At 61.2% G+C, this 14,634-nt stretch carries 19 protein-coding genes; 1 reads left to right on the top strand and 18 read right to left on the bottom strand.

Annotation, left to right across the window (positions count from 1 at the left end; all coding sequences use genetic code 11):
* Window positions 1–43: 43 nt before the first annotated feature.
* The 5 genes from FSO04_RS17990 to FSO04_RS17970 all read right to left on the bottom strand — a co-directional run bounded on the left by FSO04_RS17990 (window position 44) and on the right by FSO04_RS17970 (window position 4,496).
* Window positions 44–655, bottom strand: coding sequence for a glutathione S-transferase N-terminal domain-containing protein (locus tag FSO04_RS17990; RefSeq protein WP_006052302.1), 612 nt, complete (start codon window positions 653–655; stop codon window positions 44–46).
* 95 nt (window positions 656–750) lie between these two features.
* Window positions 751–1,506 carry a cytochrome c1 gene (locus FSO04_RS17985; protein WP_154561008.1) on the bottom strand — a complete coding sequence of 252 codons (756 nt, stop codon included), beginning with the start codon at window positions 1,504–1,506 and terminating at the stop codon, window positions 751–753.
* A gap of 22 nt (window positions 1,507–1,528) precedes the next feature.
* The gene (locus FSO04_RS17980) at window positions 1,529–2,908 is read right to left on the bottom strand and encodes a cytochrome b (RefSeq protein ID WP_154561006.1); all 1,380 of its coding nucleotides are present in this window, start codon (window positions 2,906–2,908) and stop codon (window positions 1,529–1,531) included.
* Window positions 2,908–3,528 (bottom strand): ubiquinol-cytochrome c reductase iron-sulfur subunit, encoded by a 621-nt coding sequence (gene petA, locus FSO04_RS17975; protein WP_154561004.1) that lies wholly within the window; start codon window positions 3,526–3,528, stop codon window positions 2,908–2,910. The genes FSO04_RS17980 and petA overlap by 1 nt, the downstream gene beginning before the upstream one ends.
* A 221-nt stretch (window positions 3,529–3,749) precedes the next feature.
* Window positions 3,750–4,496: a Nif3-like dinuclear metal center hexameric protein gene (locus tag FSO04_RS17970; protein ID WP_154561002.1), complete on the bottom strand. Its 747-nt coding sequence runs from the start codon at window positions 4,494–4,496 to the stop codon at window positions 3,750–3,752.
* Between the two features lie 19 nt (window positions 4,497–4,515).
* Here FSO04_RS17970 and FSO04_RS17965 point away from each other — a divergent pair, with 19 nt between their 5' ends.
* Window positions 4,516–5,739: a Do family serine endopeptidase gene (locus FSO04_RS17965; protein WP_154561000.1), complete on the top strand. Its 1,224-nt coding sequence runs from the start codon at window positions 4,516–4,518 to the stop codon at window positions 5,737–5,739.
* 96 nt (window positions 5,740–5,835) lie between these two features.
* Here FSO04_RS17965 and tatC read toward each other — a convergent pair whose 3' ends face one another.
* The 13 genes from tatC to hisC form a co-directional block, all read right to left on the bottom strand.
* Window positions 5,836–6,615, bottom strand: a complete 780-nt coding sequence (gene tatC / locus FSO04_RS17960; protein ID WP_168435727.1) for a twin-arginine translocase subunit TatC — start codon at window positions 6,613–6,615, stop codon at window positions 5,836–5,838.
* 34 nt (window positions 6,616–6,649) lie between these two features.
* On the bottom strand, window positions 6,650–7,168 hold the full coding sequence (tatB, locus tag FSO04_RS17955; RefSeq protein ID WP_154560998.1) for a Sec-independent protein translocase protein TatB: 519 nt from the start codon (window positions 7,166–7,168) through the stop codon (window positions 6,650–6,652).
* 39 nt (window positions 7,169–7,207) lie between these two features.
* Window positions 7,208–7,447, bottom strand: a complete 240-nt coding sequence (gene tatA, locus FSO04_RS17950) for a Sec-independent protein translocase subunit TatA (protein WP_028199650.1) — start codon at window positions 7,445–7,447, stop codon at window positions 7,208–7,210.
* Between the two features lie 255 nt (window positions 7,448–7,702).
* Entirely contained in the window at window positions 7,703–8,068 is a 366-nt protein-coding gene (locus FSO04_RS17945; protein ID WP_154560996.1) for a histidine triad nucleotide-binding protein, read from the bottom strand.
* Window positions 8,069–8,150: 82 nt separating this feature from the next.
* A complete protein-coding gene (locus FSO04_RS17940; protein ID WP_154560994.1) occupies window positions 8,151–8,546 on the bottom strand; it encodes a DUF4870 family protein in 396 nt (131 codons plus the stop codon).
* 106 nt (window positions 8,547–8,652) lie between these two features.
* Window positions 8,653–9,045, bottom strand: coding sequence for a phosphoribosyl-ATP diphosphatase (locus tag FSO04_RS17935; RefSeq protein ID WP_054036629.1), 393 nt, complete (start codon window positions 9,043–9,045; stop codon window positions 8,653–8,655).
* The gene (hisI, locus tag FSO04_RS17930) at window positions 9,042–9,452 is read right to left on the bottom strand and encodes a phosphoribosyl-AMP cyclohydrolase (RefSeq protein WP_171926364.1); all 411 of its coding nucleotides are present in this window, start codon (window positions 9,450–9,452) and stop codon (window positions 9,042–9,044) included. Before hisI ends, FSO04_RS17935 begins: the two co-directional genes overlap by 4 nt.
* Window position 9,453: 1 nt before the next feature.
* Complete coding sequence (hisF, locus tag FSO04_RS17925) at window positions 9,454–10,227, bottom strand: imidazole glycerol phosphate synthase subunit HisF (RefSeq protein ID WP_154560992.1); 774 nt, start codon at window positions 10,225–10,227, stop codon at window positions 9,454–9,456.
* Between the two features lie 229 nt (window positions 10,228–10,456).
* Window positions 10,457–11,209 (bottom strand): 1-(5-phosphoribosyl)-5-[(5-phosphoribosylamino)methylideneamino]imidazole-4-carboxamide isomerase, encoded by a 753-nt coding sequence (gene hisA, locus FSO04_RS17920; RefSeq protein WP_054036624.1) that lies wholly within the window; start codon window positions 11,207–11,209, stop codon window positions 10,457–10,459.
* Window positions 11,210–11,432: 223 nt separating this feature from the next.
* Window positions 11,433–12,074, bottom strand: a complete 642-nt coding sequence (hisH, locus tag FSO04_RS17915; RefSeq protein ID WP_154560990.1) for an imidazole glycerol phosphate synthase subunit HisH — start codon at window positions 12,072–12,074, stop codon at window positions 11,433–11,435.
* Window positions 12,071–12,691: a MarC family protein gene (locus tag FSO04_RS17910; RefSeq protein WP_154560988.1), complete on the bottom strand. Its 621-nt coding sequence runs from the start codon at window positions 12,689–12,691 to the stop codon at window positions 12,071–12,073. The genes hisH and FSO04_RS17910 overlap by 4 nt, the downstream gene beginning before the upstream one ends.
* Before the next feature lie 59 nt (window positions 12,692–12,750).
* Window positions 12,751–13,338: an imidazoleglycerol-phosphate dehydratase HisB gene (gene hisB, locus FSO04_RS17905; protein ID WP_054036619.1), complete on the bottom strand. Its 588-nt coding sequence runs from the start codon at window positions 13,336–13,338 to the stop codon at window positions 12,751–12,753.
* 114 nt (window positions 13,339–13,452) lie between these two features.
* Entirely contained in the window at window positions 13,453–14,523 is a 1,071-nt protein-coding gene (gene hisC / locus FSO04_RS17900; RefSeq protein WP_154560986.1) for a histidinol-phosphate transaminase, read from the bottom strand.
* Window positions 14,524–14,634: the final 111 nt, after the last annotated feature.

Genomic DNA, 14,634 nt, shown 5'->3' with positions numbered 1-14,634 from the left:
CGGAAAACAATCGAGACGCGGCGCCCTCACCCCAAAGCCAAACTCAACGACGCATCACCTTTTCCGAAGGCGTCAGCGCTTCGATATAAGCCGGGCGGCTGAAAATGCGCTCCGCGTACTTCATCAGCGGTGCAGCGTTCTTCGACAGCTCGATGCCGTAGTGGTCCAGACGCCACAGCAACGGCGCGATCGCGACGTCCAGCATCGAGAACTCTTCGCCGAGCATGTACTTGTTCTTCAGGAAGATCGGTGCGAGCTGCGTCAGGCGATCGCGAATCGCGAGACGTGCCTTCTCGTGATTCTTCTCAGCGGCCTTGCCCTTTTCGTTTTCGAGCGTGCCGACGTGAACGAACAGTTCCTTCTCGAAGTTCAGCAGGAACAGACGGGCGCGGGCGCGCTGAACCGGATCGGCCGGCATCAGTTGCGGGTGCGGGAAGCGCTCGTCGATGTACTCGTTGATGATGTTCGATTCGTACAGAATCAGGTCCCGTTCGACGAGAATCGGCACCTGACCATACGGATTCATCACAGCGATGTCTTCCGGCTTGTTAAACAGGTCGACGTCGCGGATCTCGAAGTCCATGCCCTTTTCGAACAACACCAGCCGGCAGCGCTGGGAGAACGGGCAAGTTGTGCCGGAATACAGAACCATCATGTTTACGTTTCCTCAAAAAGCTGAAAGGCCAGCGCGCGGAAAAACCGTTCAACAGGTTTTTCCTGGCGCCGGCCCCACGCCGGGTAACGGCGTGATTATTTGATATGTTTCCAGTACGCAGCGTTCAGTCGCCAGGCGAAAAAGCTCAGAATGCCGAGGAACAGCAGCACCCACACGCCAAGCTGTCTGCGGGTTTTCTGCGTCGGTTCGGACATCCATGACAGGTACGACACGAGGTCGGCCACAGCAGAATCATAATCTACCGGCGACATCGTCCCCGGCGTGACCTGTTGGTAGCCGACAAATTTGTGAACCGTTTCGCCTGTTTTTTCGTCGGTTTCGTCACCGAACTTCGCGGTACGTTGCCCCTGAAGCTGCCACAGCACATGAGGCATGCTCACGTTTTCATACACCAGATTGTTCCAGCCGGTCGGCCGCGTATTGTCGCGATAGAAGCTGCGCAGATACGTGTACAGCCAGTCCTTGCCGCGCGCCCGCGCTTCCACCGACAAATCCGGCGGACTCGCGCCGAACCACGCTTTCGCGTCGTCCGGGCGCATCGCCACGGTCATGGTGTTGCCGATTTTATCCGTGGTGAACAGCAGGTTCGACTGGATCGCGCTCGGCGTAATGCCGAGATCGGTCAGCCGGCTGTAGCGCATCAGATTCGCACTATGGCAATTCAGGCAGTAGTTTACAAACAATTGGGCGCCGTGCTGCAACGAAGCAAAATTCTCCGCGTTATCGGGCGCGCGGTCGAGAGGGAAATTCTCGTCCGCGTGCACCGGTCCGGCCAGCACCGCGAGCAGTGTCGCGCCGATCAGCGCGCACGTCGAAAGCAGTTTTTTCATTTCGTGTTCTCCGGGCTCGCGATTAGTGGGGCTTGAACCGCACCCGCTCGGGCGGCTGCTTGAACGTGCCAAGCCGCGTCCAGACCGGCATACCGAGGAAAAACGCGAAGTAGATCAGTGCACACACCTGAGCAATCAACGTCGAGGCGGGCGACGGCGGTTTGGTGCCGAGGAAGCCCAACGTCAGGAAAGCGAGCACGAAGATCCCGTAGAACACCTTGTGAAAAAACGGCCGGTAACGGATCGACTTCACCGGCGAGCGGTCGAGCCACGGCAGGAAGAACAGCGAGATCACCGCGCTGCCCATCACCACCACGCCCCAGAATTTCGATTCGGTGAACGCCATGGCCAGAACCACCAGAACCGCGAGCACCGGCAAGCCGAGCTTCCATTTGCCGCGTGCGCGCACCAGCGCGAACAGGCCGAGCAGCGCGACGATGATCATCAGCACGATCTTGAATGGATCGGTGGTGGCGCGCAACATCGCATAGAACGCCGTGAAGTACCACACTGGCGCAATTTCCTGCGGCGTTTGCAGCGGATTGGCGGGAATGAAGTTGTTCGCTTCAAGGAAGTACCCACCCATCTCCGGTGCGAAGAAGATGATCGCGGCGAAGATGATCAGGAACACCGACACGCCCATGAAGTCGTGCACCGAGTAGTACGGGTGGAACGGGATGCCGTCGAGCGGAATGCCGTCCGGGTCCTTCTTTGCCTTGATCTCGATGCCGTCCGGGTTGTTCGACCCCACTTCATGCAGCGCCACCAGGTGCGCGACCACCAGCCCGATCAGCACCAGCGGAATCGCGATCACGTGGAAAGCGAAGAAGCGGTTCAGCGTGACGTCCGAGACGACGTAATCGCCACGAATCCACAGCGACAGATCCGGCCCGATGAACGGAATCGCCGAGAACAGGTTCACGATCACCTGCGCGCCCCAGAACGACATCTGGCCCCACGGCAGCAGGTAGCCGAAGAACGCCTCGGCCATCAGGCTCAGGAAGATCGCGCAGCCGAAGATCCACACCAGTTCGCGCGGCTTGCGGTACGAGCCGTACATCAGTCCGCGGAACATATGCAGATACACGACGACGAAGAACATCGACGCACCCGTGGAGTGCATATAGCGGATCAGCCAGCCCCACGGCACCTCGCGCATGATGTACTCGACCGACGAGAACGCGAGCGTCGCGTCGGGCTTGTAGTTCATCGTGAGGAAGATGCCGGTGACGATCTGATTGACCAGCACCAGCAGCGCGAGCGAACCGAAGAAGTACCAGAAGTTGAAGTTCTTCGGCGCGTAGTACTCGGAAACATGCTTTTTCCAAGTGGACGTCATGGGAAACCGGCGGTCGATCCAGCCGACCAGCCCGGTCGTCTCTACTTCGTGTTCGATCGCCATTACGCTTCTCCTTTCTCGTCCTTGCCGATCACGAGGCCCGTGGCCGAGGTGAACATGTAAGGCGGGATGTCGAGGTTCTGCGGCGCAGGTTTGTTCTTGAAGACGCGGCCGGCCATGTCATAGGTCGAGCCGTGGCAAGGGCACAGGAAGCCGCCTGGCCAGTCGTCGGGAAGATTGGGCTGCGCGCCCTCCTGGAAGCGCGGCGTCGGCGTGCAGCCCAGATGGGTGCACACGGCGACGGCGACGAAAAGGTTCTTGTGGTCGGTGCGTGAACGGAATTCGTTGTTGCAGTACTCCGGCAATGGCATCGAAAAAGGATTCTTGGTGAGAGGATCCGCTACTTCCTTATCGGCTTTCTGGACATCGGCGAGCATCCTGTCAGTGCGATTGATGATCCACACCGGCTTACCGCGCCAGGCGACGGTCTTCATGTCGCCGGGCTTGAGATCACTGATATCGACTTCGACCGGGGCGCCTGCCGCCTTGGCCTTTTCAGATGGTGCAAACGAACTAACAAAGGGTACGACAGTGGCAACGCCTCCAATGCCACCTGCTACGGTCGTCGCTATCAGCCAGGTACGGCGGCCGCCGTCGACGCGTTCATCTTCCTTGTCTCGCATTACACGCCCCACTTCTGAGTTGGATTTTTCCTTCACGTCGCTTCTACCGCCGCTAGTTTGCGCGAATGGAGTCGGCATTTACAAGGCCCCATTGCCAAAAACCGTGCGAAGCCCTTGATAAGTCAGGGTTTCTCCGTACGGATCGCAAACTTTTTCGCACCTCCTTTTAAGTGCCCTCTGCGTTATTCGTGCCTTTTTCTTCTCTAATGCCGATTTTCAATTCAGACGGGATTCGGGATATCGATAAACACGTGTTCGATATCGAACTGCTCGGACAGATGCTTGCCCACCGCTTGCACGCCGAAACGTTCGGTGGCGTGGTGGCCGGCCGCGAGGAACGCCACGCCGCTTTCCGCCGAGGTGTGCATCACCGACTCCGACACTTCGCCGGTCAGGTAGACATCAGCGCCGGCATTGATCGCGGCGTCGAACATGCCTTGCGCGGCGCCCGTGCACCAGCCCACGCGGCGCAATTCGCGATCCGGGTCGCCGAACACGAGCGGCGTGCGGCCGAGCGTCTGCTCGACTTGCGCGGTGAAGTGCGCGAGCGTGATCGGCATCGGCAACGTGGCGAGCCAGCCGAGATCGTTCTCGCCGAAGCGCGCGTCGCTGATCCAGCCCATCTTCGCGCCGATTTGCGCGTTGTTGCCGAACTCGGGATGGTCGTCCAGCGGCAGGTGATAGGCGAACAGGTTCAGGTCGTTGGCAATCAGCAGCTTCAGGCGCGCGTGTTTGCGCCCGGTGATCTGCGGCGCCTCGTTGCGCCAGAAGTAGCCGTGATGGACCAGCACCGCGTCCGCACCCCAGTCGAGCGCGGCCTCGAGGAAGGCCACTGAAGCCGTCACGCCGGTCGCGAGCTTATTGATCCTGCGGCGCCCTTCCACCTGCAATCCATTGGGGCAATAGTCCTTGAAGCGCGCGGTTTCAAGGAGATTGTTCAAGTACAATTCAAGTTCGATCCGATCCATATAAACCTCTAGTCTTCAGATGCTTAGACGCTTTTGGCTGTTCTTTGCCCAAGCGGTGACTGTGCTGTTGGCGCTGATGTTCATCATTGCGACCCTCAAACCGCAGTGGCTCCAGCGTCAAGGGCAATTCGGCAAGCAACTCGCCGAACCGATCGTCGCCCTTCGGGAAGTGGCGCCAGGCATCGGCACGGGTCCTGCACAGGCGTCCTATGCAGACGCCGCGCAAAAAGCCATGCCCGCGGTCGTCAATGTGTTCTCCAGCAAGGATGGCTCACTGCCGCCCGACCCGCGCGCGAAAGATCCGTTGTTCCGCTATTTCTTCGGTGACAAGAACAAAGGCAAGCAGCAGGAACAACCCGCGTCGAATCTGGGCTCGGGAGTGATAGTGAGTTCGGAAGGTTACATTCTAACGAACCAGCACGTCGTGGACGGCGCCGATCAGATCGAAATCGCGCTTGCCGACGGCCGCACCACCAACGCCAAGGTGATCGGCGTCGATCCTGAGACCGATCTGGCCGTGCTGAAGGTCAACATGACCAACCTGCCCACCATCACGCTCGGCCGCATGGACCAGACGCGTGTGGGCGACGTGGTGCTGGCGATCGGCAATCCGTTCGGCGTCGGTCAGACGGTGACCATGGGCATTGTCAGCGCGCTCGGGCGCAATCACCTCGGCATCAACACGTTCGAAAACTTCATTCAGACCGACGCGGCCATCAACCCGGGCAACTCGGGCGGTGCGCTGGTCGACGTGAACGGCAATCTGCTCGGCATCAATACCGCCATCTATTCGCGCTCGGGCGGCTCGCTCGGCATCGGCTTTGCGATTCCTGTCTCGACCGCGCGCAGCGTGCTGGAGAGCATCATCACGACGGGCTCCGTCACGCGCGGCTGGATCGGCGTGGAGCCGCAGGACGTGACGCCGGAAATCGCCGAATCGTTCGGGCTCGAGCAGAAGTCGGGCGCGATTGTCGCGGGCGTGCTGAAGAACGGGCCGGCCGACCGTGCTGGCATCAAGCCGGGTGACATTCTGGTAAGCGTGAACGGCCAGGAGATCACCGACACCACACGTCTGCTGAACGTCATCGCGCAGATCAAGCCGGGCACGGCTGCGAAGGTTCACCTGGTGCGCAAGAGCCACGCGATGGATCTGGACGTGACCATCGGCAAGCGCCCGCCTCCGCCGAAGCAACCGGCAGAAGATAACGGCGGCGGCGATCAGCAGGACGACGACGGCGGTTGAGAAGCGATAGATAGCGGCCAGTGGTGTGGGCACCGCAAAACAAAAAGGGCAGTCCGTGATGGACTGCCCTTTTTGTTTGTCTCTCTGTGCTGCCGTTCAACCCGGCGGACTGTCTTCCGCAATCACGGGTTTCTGCTTGCCGACAATCAACCGCGCCGCAATGATCCCCGCCTCATACAGCACGATCAGCGGAATCGCCAGAATGAGCTGCGAGAACACGTCCGGCGGCGTCACCACCGCTGAAATCACGAACGCGCCCACGACCACATACGGACGGATTTCCTTGAGCTTCTTGATGGTCAGCACGTTCATGCGGACCAACAGCACCACGACAATCGGCACTTCGAACGTCACCCCGAACGCGAGGAACATGGTCAGCACGAAGCTCAGGTAGTTGTCGATATCGGTGTTCATCTCCGCGCCGAGCGGCGCGTTGTAGTGCGCCATCACGCGGAAGATGGTCGGAAACACCACGAAGTACGCGAACGCCATGCCGCACAGGAACAGCGTGTAGCTGCTGCCCACCAGCGGCCCGACCAGCTTCTTCTCATGCTGGTACAAACCCGGCGCGACGAATGCCCAGATCTGGTACAGCACGACCGGCAGCGCAATCACAAAGGCGACCATCATGGTCACCTTCATCGGCACGAAGAACGAGCCGGTGACGTCGGTGACGATCATCTTGCCGTCCTTCGGCAGATTCTGCATCAAGGGCCGCGCCAGCAGCCGGAAAATGTCCGGTGCCCAATACACGAGCCCGACAAACACCACGATGACGGCAAGGCCGGCGCGGATGATACGGTCGCGCAATTCAACGAGGTGGGAAATGAAGGTCTCTTCAGTGCCTTCGTCCTGGGTTTGCTGGGGGTCGCTCACACCGGCCCTCGGTTAGAGATTGTCGTTCTGATCATCAGAAGAACCGCGTCGGACGACGCATGCTGGCCGGCGTATGCCGCGCCACGCGCGCAGCGCCCGACTGCACACGCGTGCGGCGCGTGGTGGCGCGCTTGTACCAGGTGGGCATGGCGGTCTGCTTGACGCGCCAGTTCTTGCGTTTAGCGCCTGCCGGTGGCGTGGTGGTCTGCCACGGCGAATTGCCGGCATCTTCAAGCGCACCGCCGGCAATGCTTGGCGACACCGACGTGCCGCTATTCCACGCGTCGTTCAGTTCGGTCTCATGCTTGCGCAGATTGTCCTGAACGCTGGTTTCGACGTTGCTCGCCGCCGCTTCGAACTCGGTTTTCATGCGACGCAATTCGTCGAGTTCGATTTCACGGGTGACTTCGGCCTTCACGTCGTTGATATACCGCTGCGCGCGGCCGAACAACGCGCCGGCCGTGCGGGCGACGCGAGGCAGGCGCTCAGGCCCGAGTACGACCAGCGCGACGACGCCAATCAGCGCCATCTTGGTTAGACCGAGGTCCAGCATGAAGTGGAGTGTCCGTCAGTAACGCGGTTGGGCCGCGGCTTAGCGGTAATCGCCGGAACGCGGCGTCTTTTCCTTCGCATCCACATCTACCGTGCCATTGCGCGGCAGTTCGCGCTGCTGCGCTTCGCCTGCGGGCGTTTCGGCTTCCTTCATGCCTTCCTTGAAGCCCTTCACAGCGCCACCCAGATCGGTGCCGATATTGCGCAGCTTCTTCGTGCCGAACACGAGCGCCACGATCAACAACACGATCAGCCAATGCCAAATGCTCAACGAACCCATGACTACTCTCCTTAACCCCGACACCGCACGTGATGCGGCAAAACTCGTGCGCCTTGCGGCGTGAATCGAAGCGCGTACGCTCCATCTATACGTTGCCGCGAGCTGTTTCGATTCAACCCGCGACACGGTGTGCCATTTGACCTGACGATCGCGTCGGCGTCGTTACAGTGCAGCAAAAACAACGGCTCTGCTATTGTCAGCGGCCAAAACTCGCTGCGCGCCTCGCAGCCGGCGGTTATTTACGAGCCCAACCTGTCAGCCCATGCGCTGCCACGGACGCGGCCCGGCGAGAATGTGCGCATGTAGGTGATACACCTCTTGCCCGCCTCCCGGTCCCGTATTGATTACCGTGCGAAAACCGCTTTCGCCACCGGTGTACGCCACGCCCAACTGATCGGCCAGACGCGCCACCAGAACTAGCATTCTACCAAGCAGCGGTGCCTCGCTTTCGGTGCAATTCGACAGCGTGGCGACGTGTTTGCGGGGAATCACCAGTACATGGGTTTCAGCGGCCGGGCGGATGTCGCGGAAGGCAACAAACTCTTCGTCCTCGTGGACTTTGGTCGACGGAATCTCGCCGGCGGCGATCTTGCAGAAAAGGCAGTTCGGGTCGTGGCTCATCGTATTCCTGACACAGTATGGCTAGAGCGCGAAGCGTCGTGCGGCACGGCTCATATCCGGCCCGGCCGCAGCCGGACCCAACTCAGAACCAGCCACGCGGGTTCGCGAGCGGCTTGTTATCGTACAGATACAGCCAGCCCTTGATAATACGGTACAACATCCAGATGCTGACGGCCCACAGAACCGGAATGCCGATCACCACGAACAGCAGCACACCGCCGATCGCATAACCCAGCAAGGCCATCCAGAACGAGCGGATCTGCCACTCGAAATGCGCTTCGTAGGGCGTGCCCACTACATCAGGCCGCTTCACGTAGTTGATGATGATCGCGATCAGAATCGTCAGACCACCCGTCAGCCAGTGAACCGCATACAGCGCGTACAGCACATGCGTGAGCGTGCGCAGACTGCGTTCGCGCTCGGGCTCGATCGCGTTGCGGTAGGCCGGCGGCGGATAATTTCCTTGCGACTGTTCCATGCTTGCGTCCTCCCGAGGATGCGATCCGATGCGTTCAGTGCAATGTGGGTGCCGACGTTCGCCACTTCAAGACGCGGCGGACAAGGTAACGACAAGGCGACGACAATCAGTCGCCGTTTTCCTCACGTTCGCGGCTCTTGCGCAGCGCCTTTTCCTCGATGCCCGACAGGCCTTCGCGGCGCTCAAGTTCGGCAAGTACGTCAGCCGGGCTCAGGTCGAAATGCGACAGCATCACGAGGCAGTGAAACCAGAGGTCCGCCACTTCGCCGACCAGCGCTTTCGGCGCGCCGCCGTGACGGGTGTCTTTGGCGGCCAGCACGACTTCGGTGGCCTCTTCGCCGATCTTCTTGAGAATCGCGTCATCGCCTTTGTGGAAGAGGCGCGACACGTACGAGACGTCCGGATCGCCGCCCTTGCGGCTGTCGATGATGGCCGCGAGGCGCAGCAGCGTGTCCTTGGTAGACGAAGCCGATTCGGTGGATTGCGTGGATTGCGTCATTTGTAGATGTGTTCGGGATCTTTCAACACGGGATCGACGGCGACCCAGTCGCCATCTTCAACCGTGCCTTCGAATTTCTGGAAAAAGCACGAGTGGCGGCCGGTGTGGCACGCAATGCCCGACACCTGCTCGACCTTCAGCAGCACGACGTCTTCGTCGCAATCGAGCCGCACTTCATGCACATGCTGCACGTGGCCGGACTCTTCACCCTTGAACCACAAGCGCTGGCGCGAGCGCGAAAAATACACCGCGCGGCCGGTTTCGACGGTTTTCGCCAAAGCTTCGCGGTTCATCCACGCGAACATCAGCACGTCGTTGGTCGATGCTTCCTGCGCGATCACCGGCACGAGGCCGTTCGCGTCCCACCTGACCTTGTCGAGCCACTCTACTGCTGAGGGATTCACCACGTCACAACCTCACCGAAATGCCTTGATCGGCCATGAAGCGCTTGGCCTCGCCCACGGTGTGTTCGCCGTAGTGGAAGATGCTGGCGGCCAGCACTGCGTCCGCGTGGCCGCTCTTGATGCCGTCGGCCAGATGCTGCAGCGAGCCGACGCCGCCCGAGGCGATCACCGGAATCGACACCGCGTCGGACACCGCCCGCGTGAGCGCGAGATCGAAGCCGCTCTTGGTGCCATCGCGGTCCATGCTGGTCAGCAGGATTTCGCCCGCGCCCAGTTCGGCCATCTTGCGCGCCCATTCAACGGCTTCGAGGCCGGTGGCCTTGCGCCCACCGTGCGTGAAGACTTCCCAGCGCGGCGGCTCGCCGTCCGCGGAGACGCGCTTCGCGTCGATGGCGACGACGATGCATTGCGAGCCGTATTTGTCCGTCGCGTCGCGCACGAGTTGCGGATTCGCGACCGCCGACGAGTTCATGCTGATCTTGTCCGCGCCCGCGTTCAACAGCCGCCGCACGTCTTCGACAGCGCGCACGCCGCCGCCAACCGTCAGCGGAATGAACACCTGGGAGGCGACCGCTTCGATGATCGGCAGAATCAGATCGCGCTGGTCGGAGGTGGCGGTGATGTCGAGGAAGGTCAGTTCGTCGGCGCCCTGTTCGTCGTAACGGCGCGCGATTTCGACCGGGTCGCCCGCATCGCGCAGTTCGACGAAGTTGACGCCCTTGACCACGCGGCCAGCCGTGACGTCGAGACAGGGGATGATGCGTTTAGCTAGAGCCATAATCGTGCAATTCTGCCAATACCGCTGATGAGGCCGCTCGCCTGAATCCTCACGAGCGGCACTGTGCCGGCGCTGCTCGCCGCGTCGGGCCGCAAGCCGGAAATGTGCCGAAGACACCGGCAAGCGGCTTGACGCGCTTTCGGGACGCGCCGTTGCGTCCGCTTTTAAAGTCCGAAAGTCCGCTGCTGCGTCGATTCTGGGCTGACCGCGACGCTTCGAACCCAGAGCCTTAAGCGTCGTCCGATTCGCGCAGCCGGTCCGCGAGGGTTTGCGCAGCCGCGAAGTCCAGATCGCCCGAGTAAATCGCCCGGCCGCAGATCACGCCTTCGATGCCTTCGTCCTCGACTTCGCACAGCGACTCGATGTCCGCGAGGTTCGACAAACCGCCGCTCGCGATCACCGGAATCTTCACCGCGCGGGCGAGACGCACCGTGGCTTCGATGTTGATGCCCTGGAGCATGCCGTCGCGGCCGATGTCGGTGTAGATGATCGACTCGCAGCCGTAATCCTCGAACTTGCGCGCCAGATCGGCCACTTCATGGCCGGTCAGCTTGCTCCAGCCGTCTGTCGCGACCTTGCCGTCTTTCGCATCCAGACCGACGATGATGTGGCCGCCGAAAGCCGTGCACGCATCCTGCAGGAAGCCGGGATTCTTCACCGCAGCCGTGCCGATGATGACGTACGACAAACCGTCGTCCAGATAGCGCTCGATCGTGTTCAGATCGCGGATGCCGCCGCCCAGCTGGACGGGAATCTCGCCACCCACTTCCTCGATGATCGCGCGAATCGCGTCTTCGTTTTTCGGCTTGCCGGCGAACGCGCCATTCAGGTCGACGAGGTGCAGACGGCGGGCGCCGCGATCGACCCAATGCCGGGCCATCGCCGCCGGTTCCTCGGAAAATATCGTCGCCTGGTCCATATCGCCCTGTTTGAGGCGTACACAGTGACCATCTTTCAGGTCGATGGCGGGAATCAGCAGCATAGCAATCGGGTGTTGTCTGGGAGGTGGTTGAAGGTCGGCGGCAGCGGCTGACAAGCCAGCCCGCCATAACGCCGTTTCGCTAGTTTAGTACAACTCTTTCGACGCCCTTGCGGAGCGCCGTATTGGAACGCACGGAGCGGAATCGTCTTGCTGCGGTTGTGGCGCACCGCCAACACCCCGCTTATGGCGGAACGGCGTTGGGCAACAGGATGAAGAAAGGCGCTCACGGGTTCCAGTGCACGAAGTTGCGATACACGCGCAGCCCCGCTTCGGCGCTCTTTTCCGGGTGGAATTGGGTCGCGAAGATGTTATCCCGCGCCACCGCCGAGGTAAAGGGCACACCGTACACCGTTTCGCCCGAGGTATGGGCGGCGTTGTCCGGCACGACGTAGTAGCTGTGCACGAAGTAGAAGAACGCGTTATCGGCGACGCCGTCCCACAACGGATGCGGCTGCGCCTGGCGCACGCGGTTCCAGCCCATTTGCGGGACCTTGAAGCGCGAGCCGTCGTCCTGCACCTGACCTTCCAGGTCGAAGCGCAGCACCTTGCCGGGCAACAGACCCAGACCGGGCGTATTGCCCTCGGCGCTCCAGTCGAACAGCATCTGCTCGCCGACGCACACGCCCATCAGCGGCTTGCTGCGCGAGGCCTCGATGACCGCCTCCTGCAGGCCGGATTCGGCCAGACTGCGCATGCAGTCAGGCATGGCGCCCTGGCCGGGCAGCACCACGCGGTCGGCCGAGCGGATCGCTTCCGGCTGATCGACGATCGCCACGTCCGCCTCCGGCGCGGCTTTGCGTAGCGCCTGGGCAACCGAGCGCAGGTTGCCCATTCCGTAATCCACAATCGCTATCGAAGTTTTCATTTCAAGTTAGGCAGCAATGCCTTCAATCCATCGACGATGAATTCCACCGCCAGCGCCGATAACATCAAACCCATGAGCCGCGTACCGATGTTGATACCCGTGCGACCGACCCAACGGGCAATCGGTTCGGCGAGGCGCAACGAAAAAAAGCAGATCGCCGCCAGCACCGCACCGATCGCGACCAGGCTCAGCCGGTCGTACCAGTGCGCCGAGCCGGCCGCATAAATGATCGTGGTGCTGATCGCGCCCGGACCGGTCAACAGCGGGATCGCCAGCGGTACAACCGCGATGTTGTTCTTCTGCTCGGCCTCATCGCGCTCTTCCTCCGTCGAACGGCTGTTGCCGATCTGCGCGTTCAGCATGTTGATGGCCATCAGCAGCATGATGATCCCGCCGCCCACTTCGAGCGACCCGACCGAAATGCCGAAGAAGCTGATGATCTGCTGCCCGAGCAGCGTGGTCACCGCAATCACGCAGAACACCGAAATTGCCGCGATGCGGATGGTTCTGCGCCGCTCGACGTCGCTCTGAAGCGCCGTCAGGCTCATAAAGAACGGGATGGCGCCGACCGGGTTGATCAACGCCAGCAGCGAAATAAACGACTTCAGAATATCCATCGCACACCGGGTGCGGGCAAGCGCAGCCGGTCCTGGTCACGAGGCTGGTAAATGAGCGCTTAAAGGCTGCCCTTGGTCGACGGAATCTGTCCCGCCGCGCGTTCGTCCATCTCGACGGCCATACGCAATGCACGCCCGAAGGCCTTGAACACCGTTTCCATCTGATGATGGGCGTTCAGGCCACGCAGGTTGTCGATGTGCAGCGTGACGCCGGCGTGATTGACGAAGCCGCGGAAAAATTCGATGGAGAGATCGACGTCGAAGGTGCCGATGCGCGCGCGCGTAAACGGCACATGGAATTCGAGACCCGGGCGTCCGGAAAAATCGATCACGACGCGCGACAGCGCTTCGTCGAGCGGCACGTAAGAATGACCGTAGCGACGGATGCCCTTGCGGTCGCCAATTGCCTTCGCGACGGCCTGGCCGAGCGTGATGCCGACGTCTTCAACCGTGTGGTGGTCGTCGATTTCGAGGTCGCCATGCGCTTCGATGTCGAGATCGAACAACCCGTGGCGTGCGATCTGGTCGAGCATGTGATCAAGAAACGGCACACCGGTGGCCAGCTTCTGCTGACCGGTGCCGTCCAGATTGATCTTCACACGGATCTGCGTTTCGCTTGTGTTGCGAACGACTTCCGCAAGGCGCATGGTAATTCCTCGAATCTAGCTAGAAAGCGATAGTAGTGTGGGATGGGAACACGGCGGACCGCGCGCACTTTTCGCAGTAGGGGAAAGCGCTCACGCGGCCATTCAGCTCGCCGTTCAATGCAGCACGAGTTTCAGTCCAGCGATCAATTGGGCGTTTTCTTCCGGTGAACCCACGGTCAAACGCACGCAATTGACCAGCAATGGATGCATTTTACTCACGTTTTTGATCAAAACCCGTGCTGCCAGCAGCGTTTCGAACATAACGGATGCGTCAGGCACCCGCACCAGCAGGAAGTTGCCGGCGCTCGGAAACACTTCGGCGCCCGGTAATTGGGCGACGGCTTGCGCGAGTTTCGTCCGTTCTTCACGCAGTTGCTCGGCTTGGGCGTCGAGCACGTCGACGTGGTCGAGCAGGAAATCGGCGGCGGCCTGCGTCAGCACGTTGGTGTTGTAGGGCGGCCGCACCTTGTCGAATTCGGTGAGCCAGGCGGGCTTGCCGACCAGATAACCCAGGCGGATGCCGGCCAGACCGAGCTTGGACACCGTACGCATCACGACGACGTTGTCGAAGGCATCGGCGCGCGGCAGCCAGCTTTGCTGCGCGAACGGCTGATAAGCCTCGTCGATCACCACCAGGCTTTTGTTCGCCGCGGCGATGATGCGCTCCATATCCGCGCCGTCGTACAGCGTGCCGGTCGGGTTGTTCGGGTAGGCCAGATAGATGACCGCCGGTTCATGCTCGGCGATCGCCGCCAGCATCGCTTCGGTGTCGAGCGTGAAATCGTGCTTCAGCGGCACGCCGATGAATTCCAGATTCGCCAGCTTCGCGGACATCTGATACATGACGAAACCCGGCATCGGCGCGAGCACCTTGGCGCCCGGCTTCGCGCACGCCACCGACACCATGCTGATGATTTCATCCGAGCCGTTGCCGAGCAGCACGTCGCAACCCGCGGGCACACCCATCACGCGCTTGATCTTTTCGATCAGCGCTTCCGGGCGCGGCGCCGGGTAACGGTTCAGCGCAACGCCGGCCAGATGCTCGCCGAGATGGGCGGCGAGCACCGGAGGCAGCGAAAACGGATTTTCCATCGCATCGAGCTTGATATAGCCCGTGGCGTCCGGAACCGGATAGCTCGTCATCGCGAGCACGTCGCGGCGGATGATGTCTTGAGGTGTCGTCATAAGTCAGTGGACCGGGCCGCGCGGGAGACGCCGGCGGGTATCGGCGGCTTGCGGACTGCCCCAGGTTGGTCTGTATTGTCGTTATTTAACGGGAAACCGCGCGAAATCCGT

Origin of the sequence: Paraburkholderia madseniana, from assembly GCF_009690905.1 — a bacterium.
Classification (GTDB): domain Bacteria; phylum Pseudomonadota; class Gammaproteobacteria; order Burkholderiales; family Burkholderiaceae; genus Paraburkholderia; species Paraburkholderia madseniana.
This window is presented reverse-complemented; position numbering and strand designations above follow the sequence as displayed.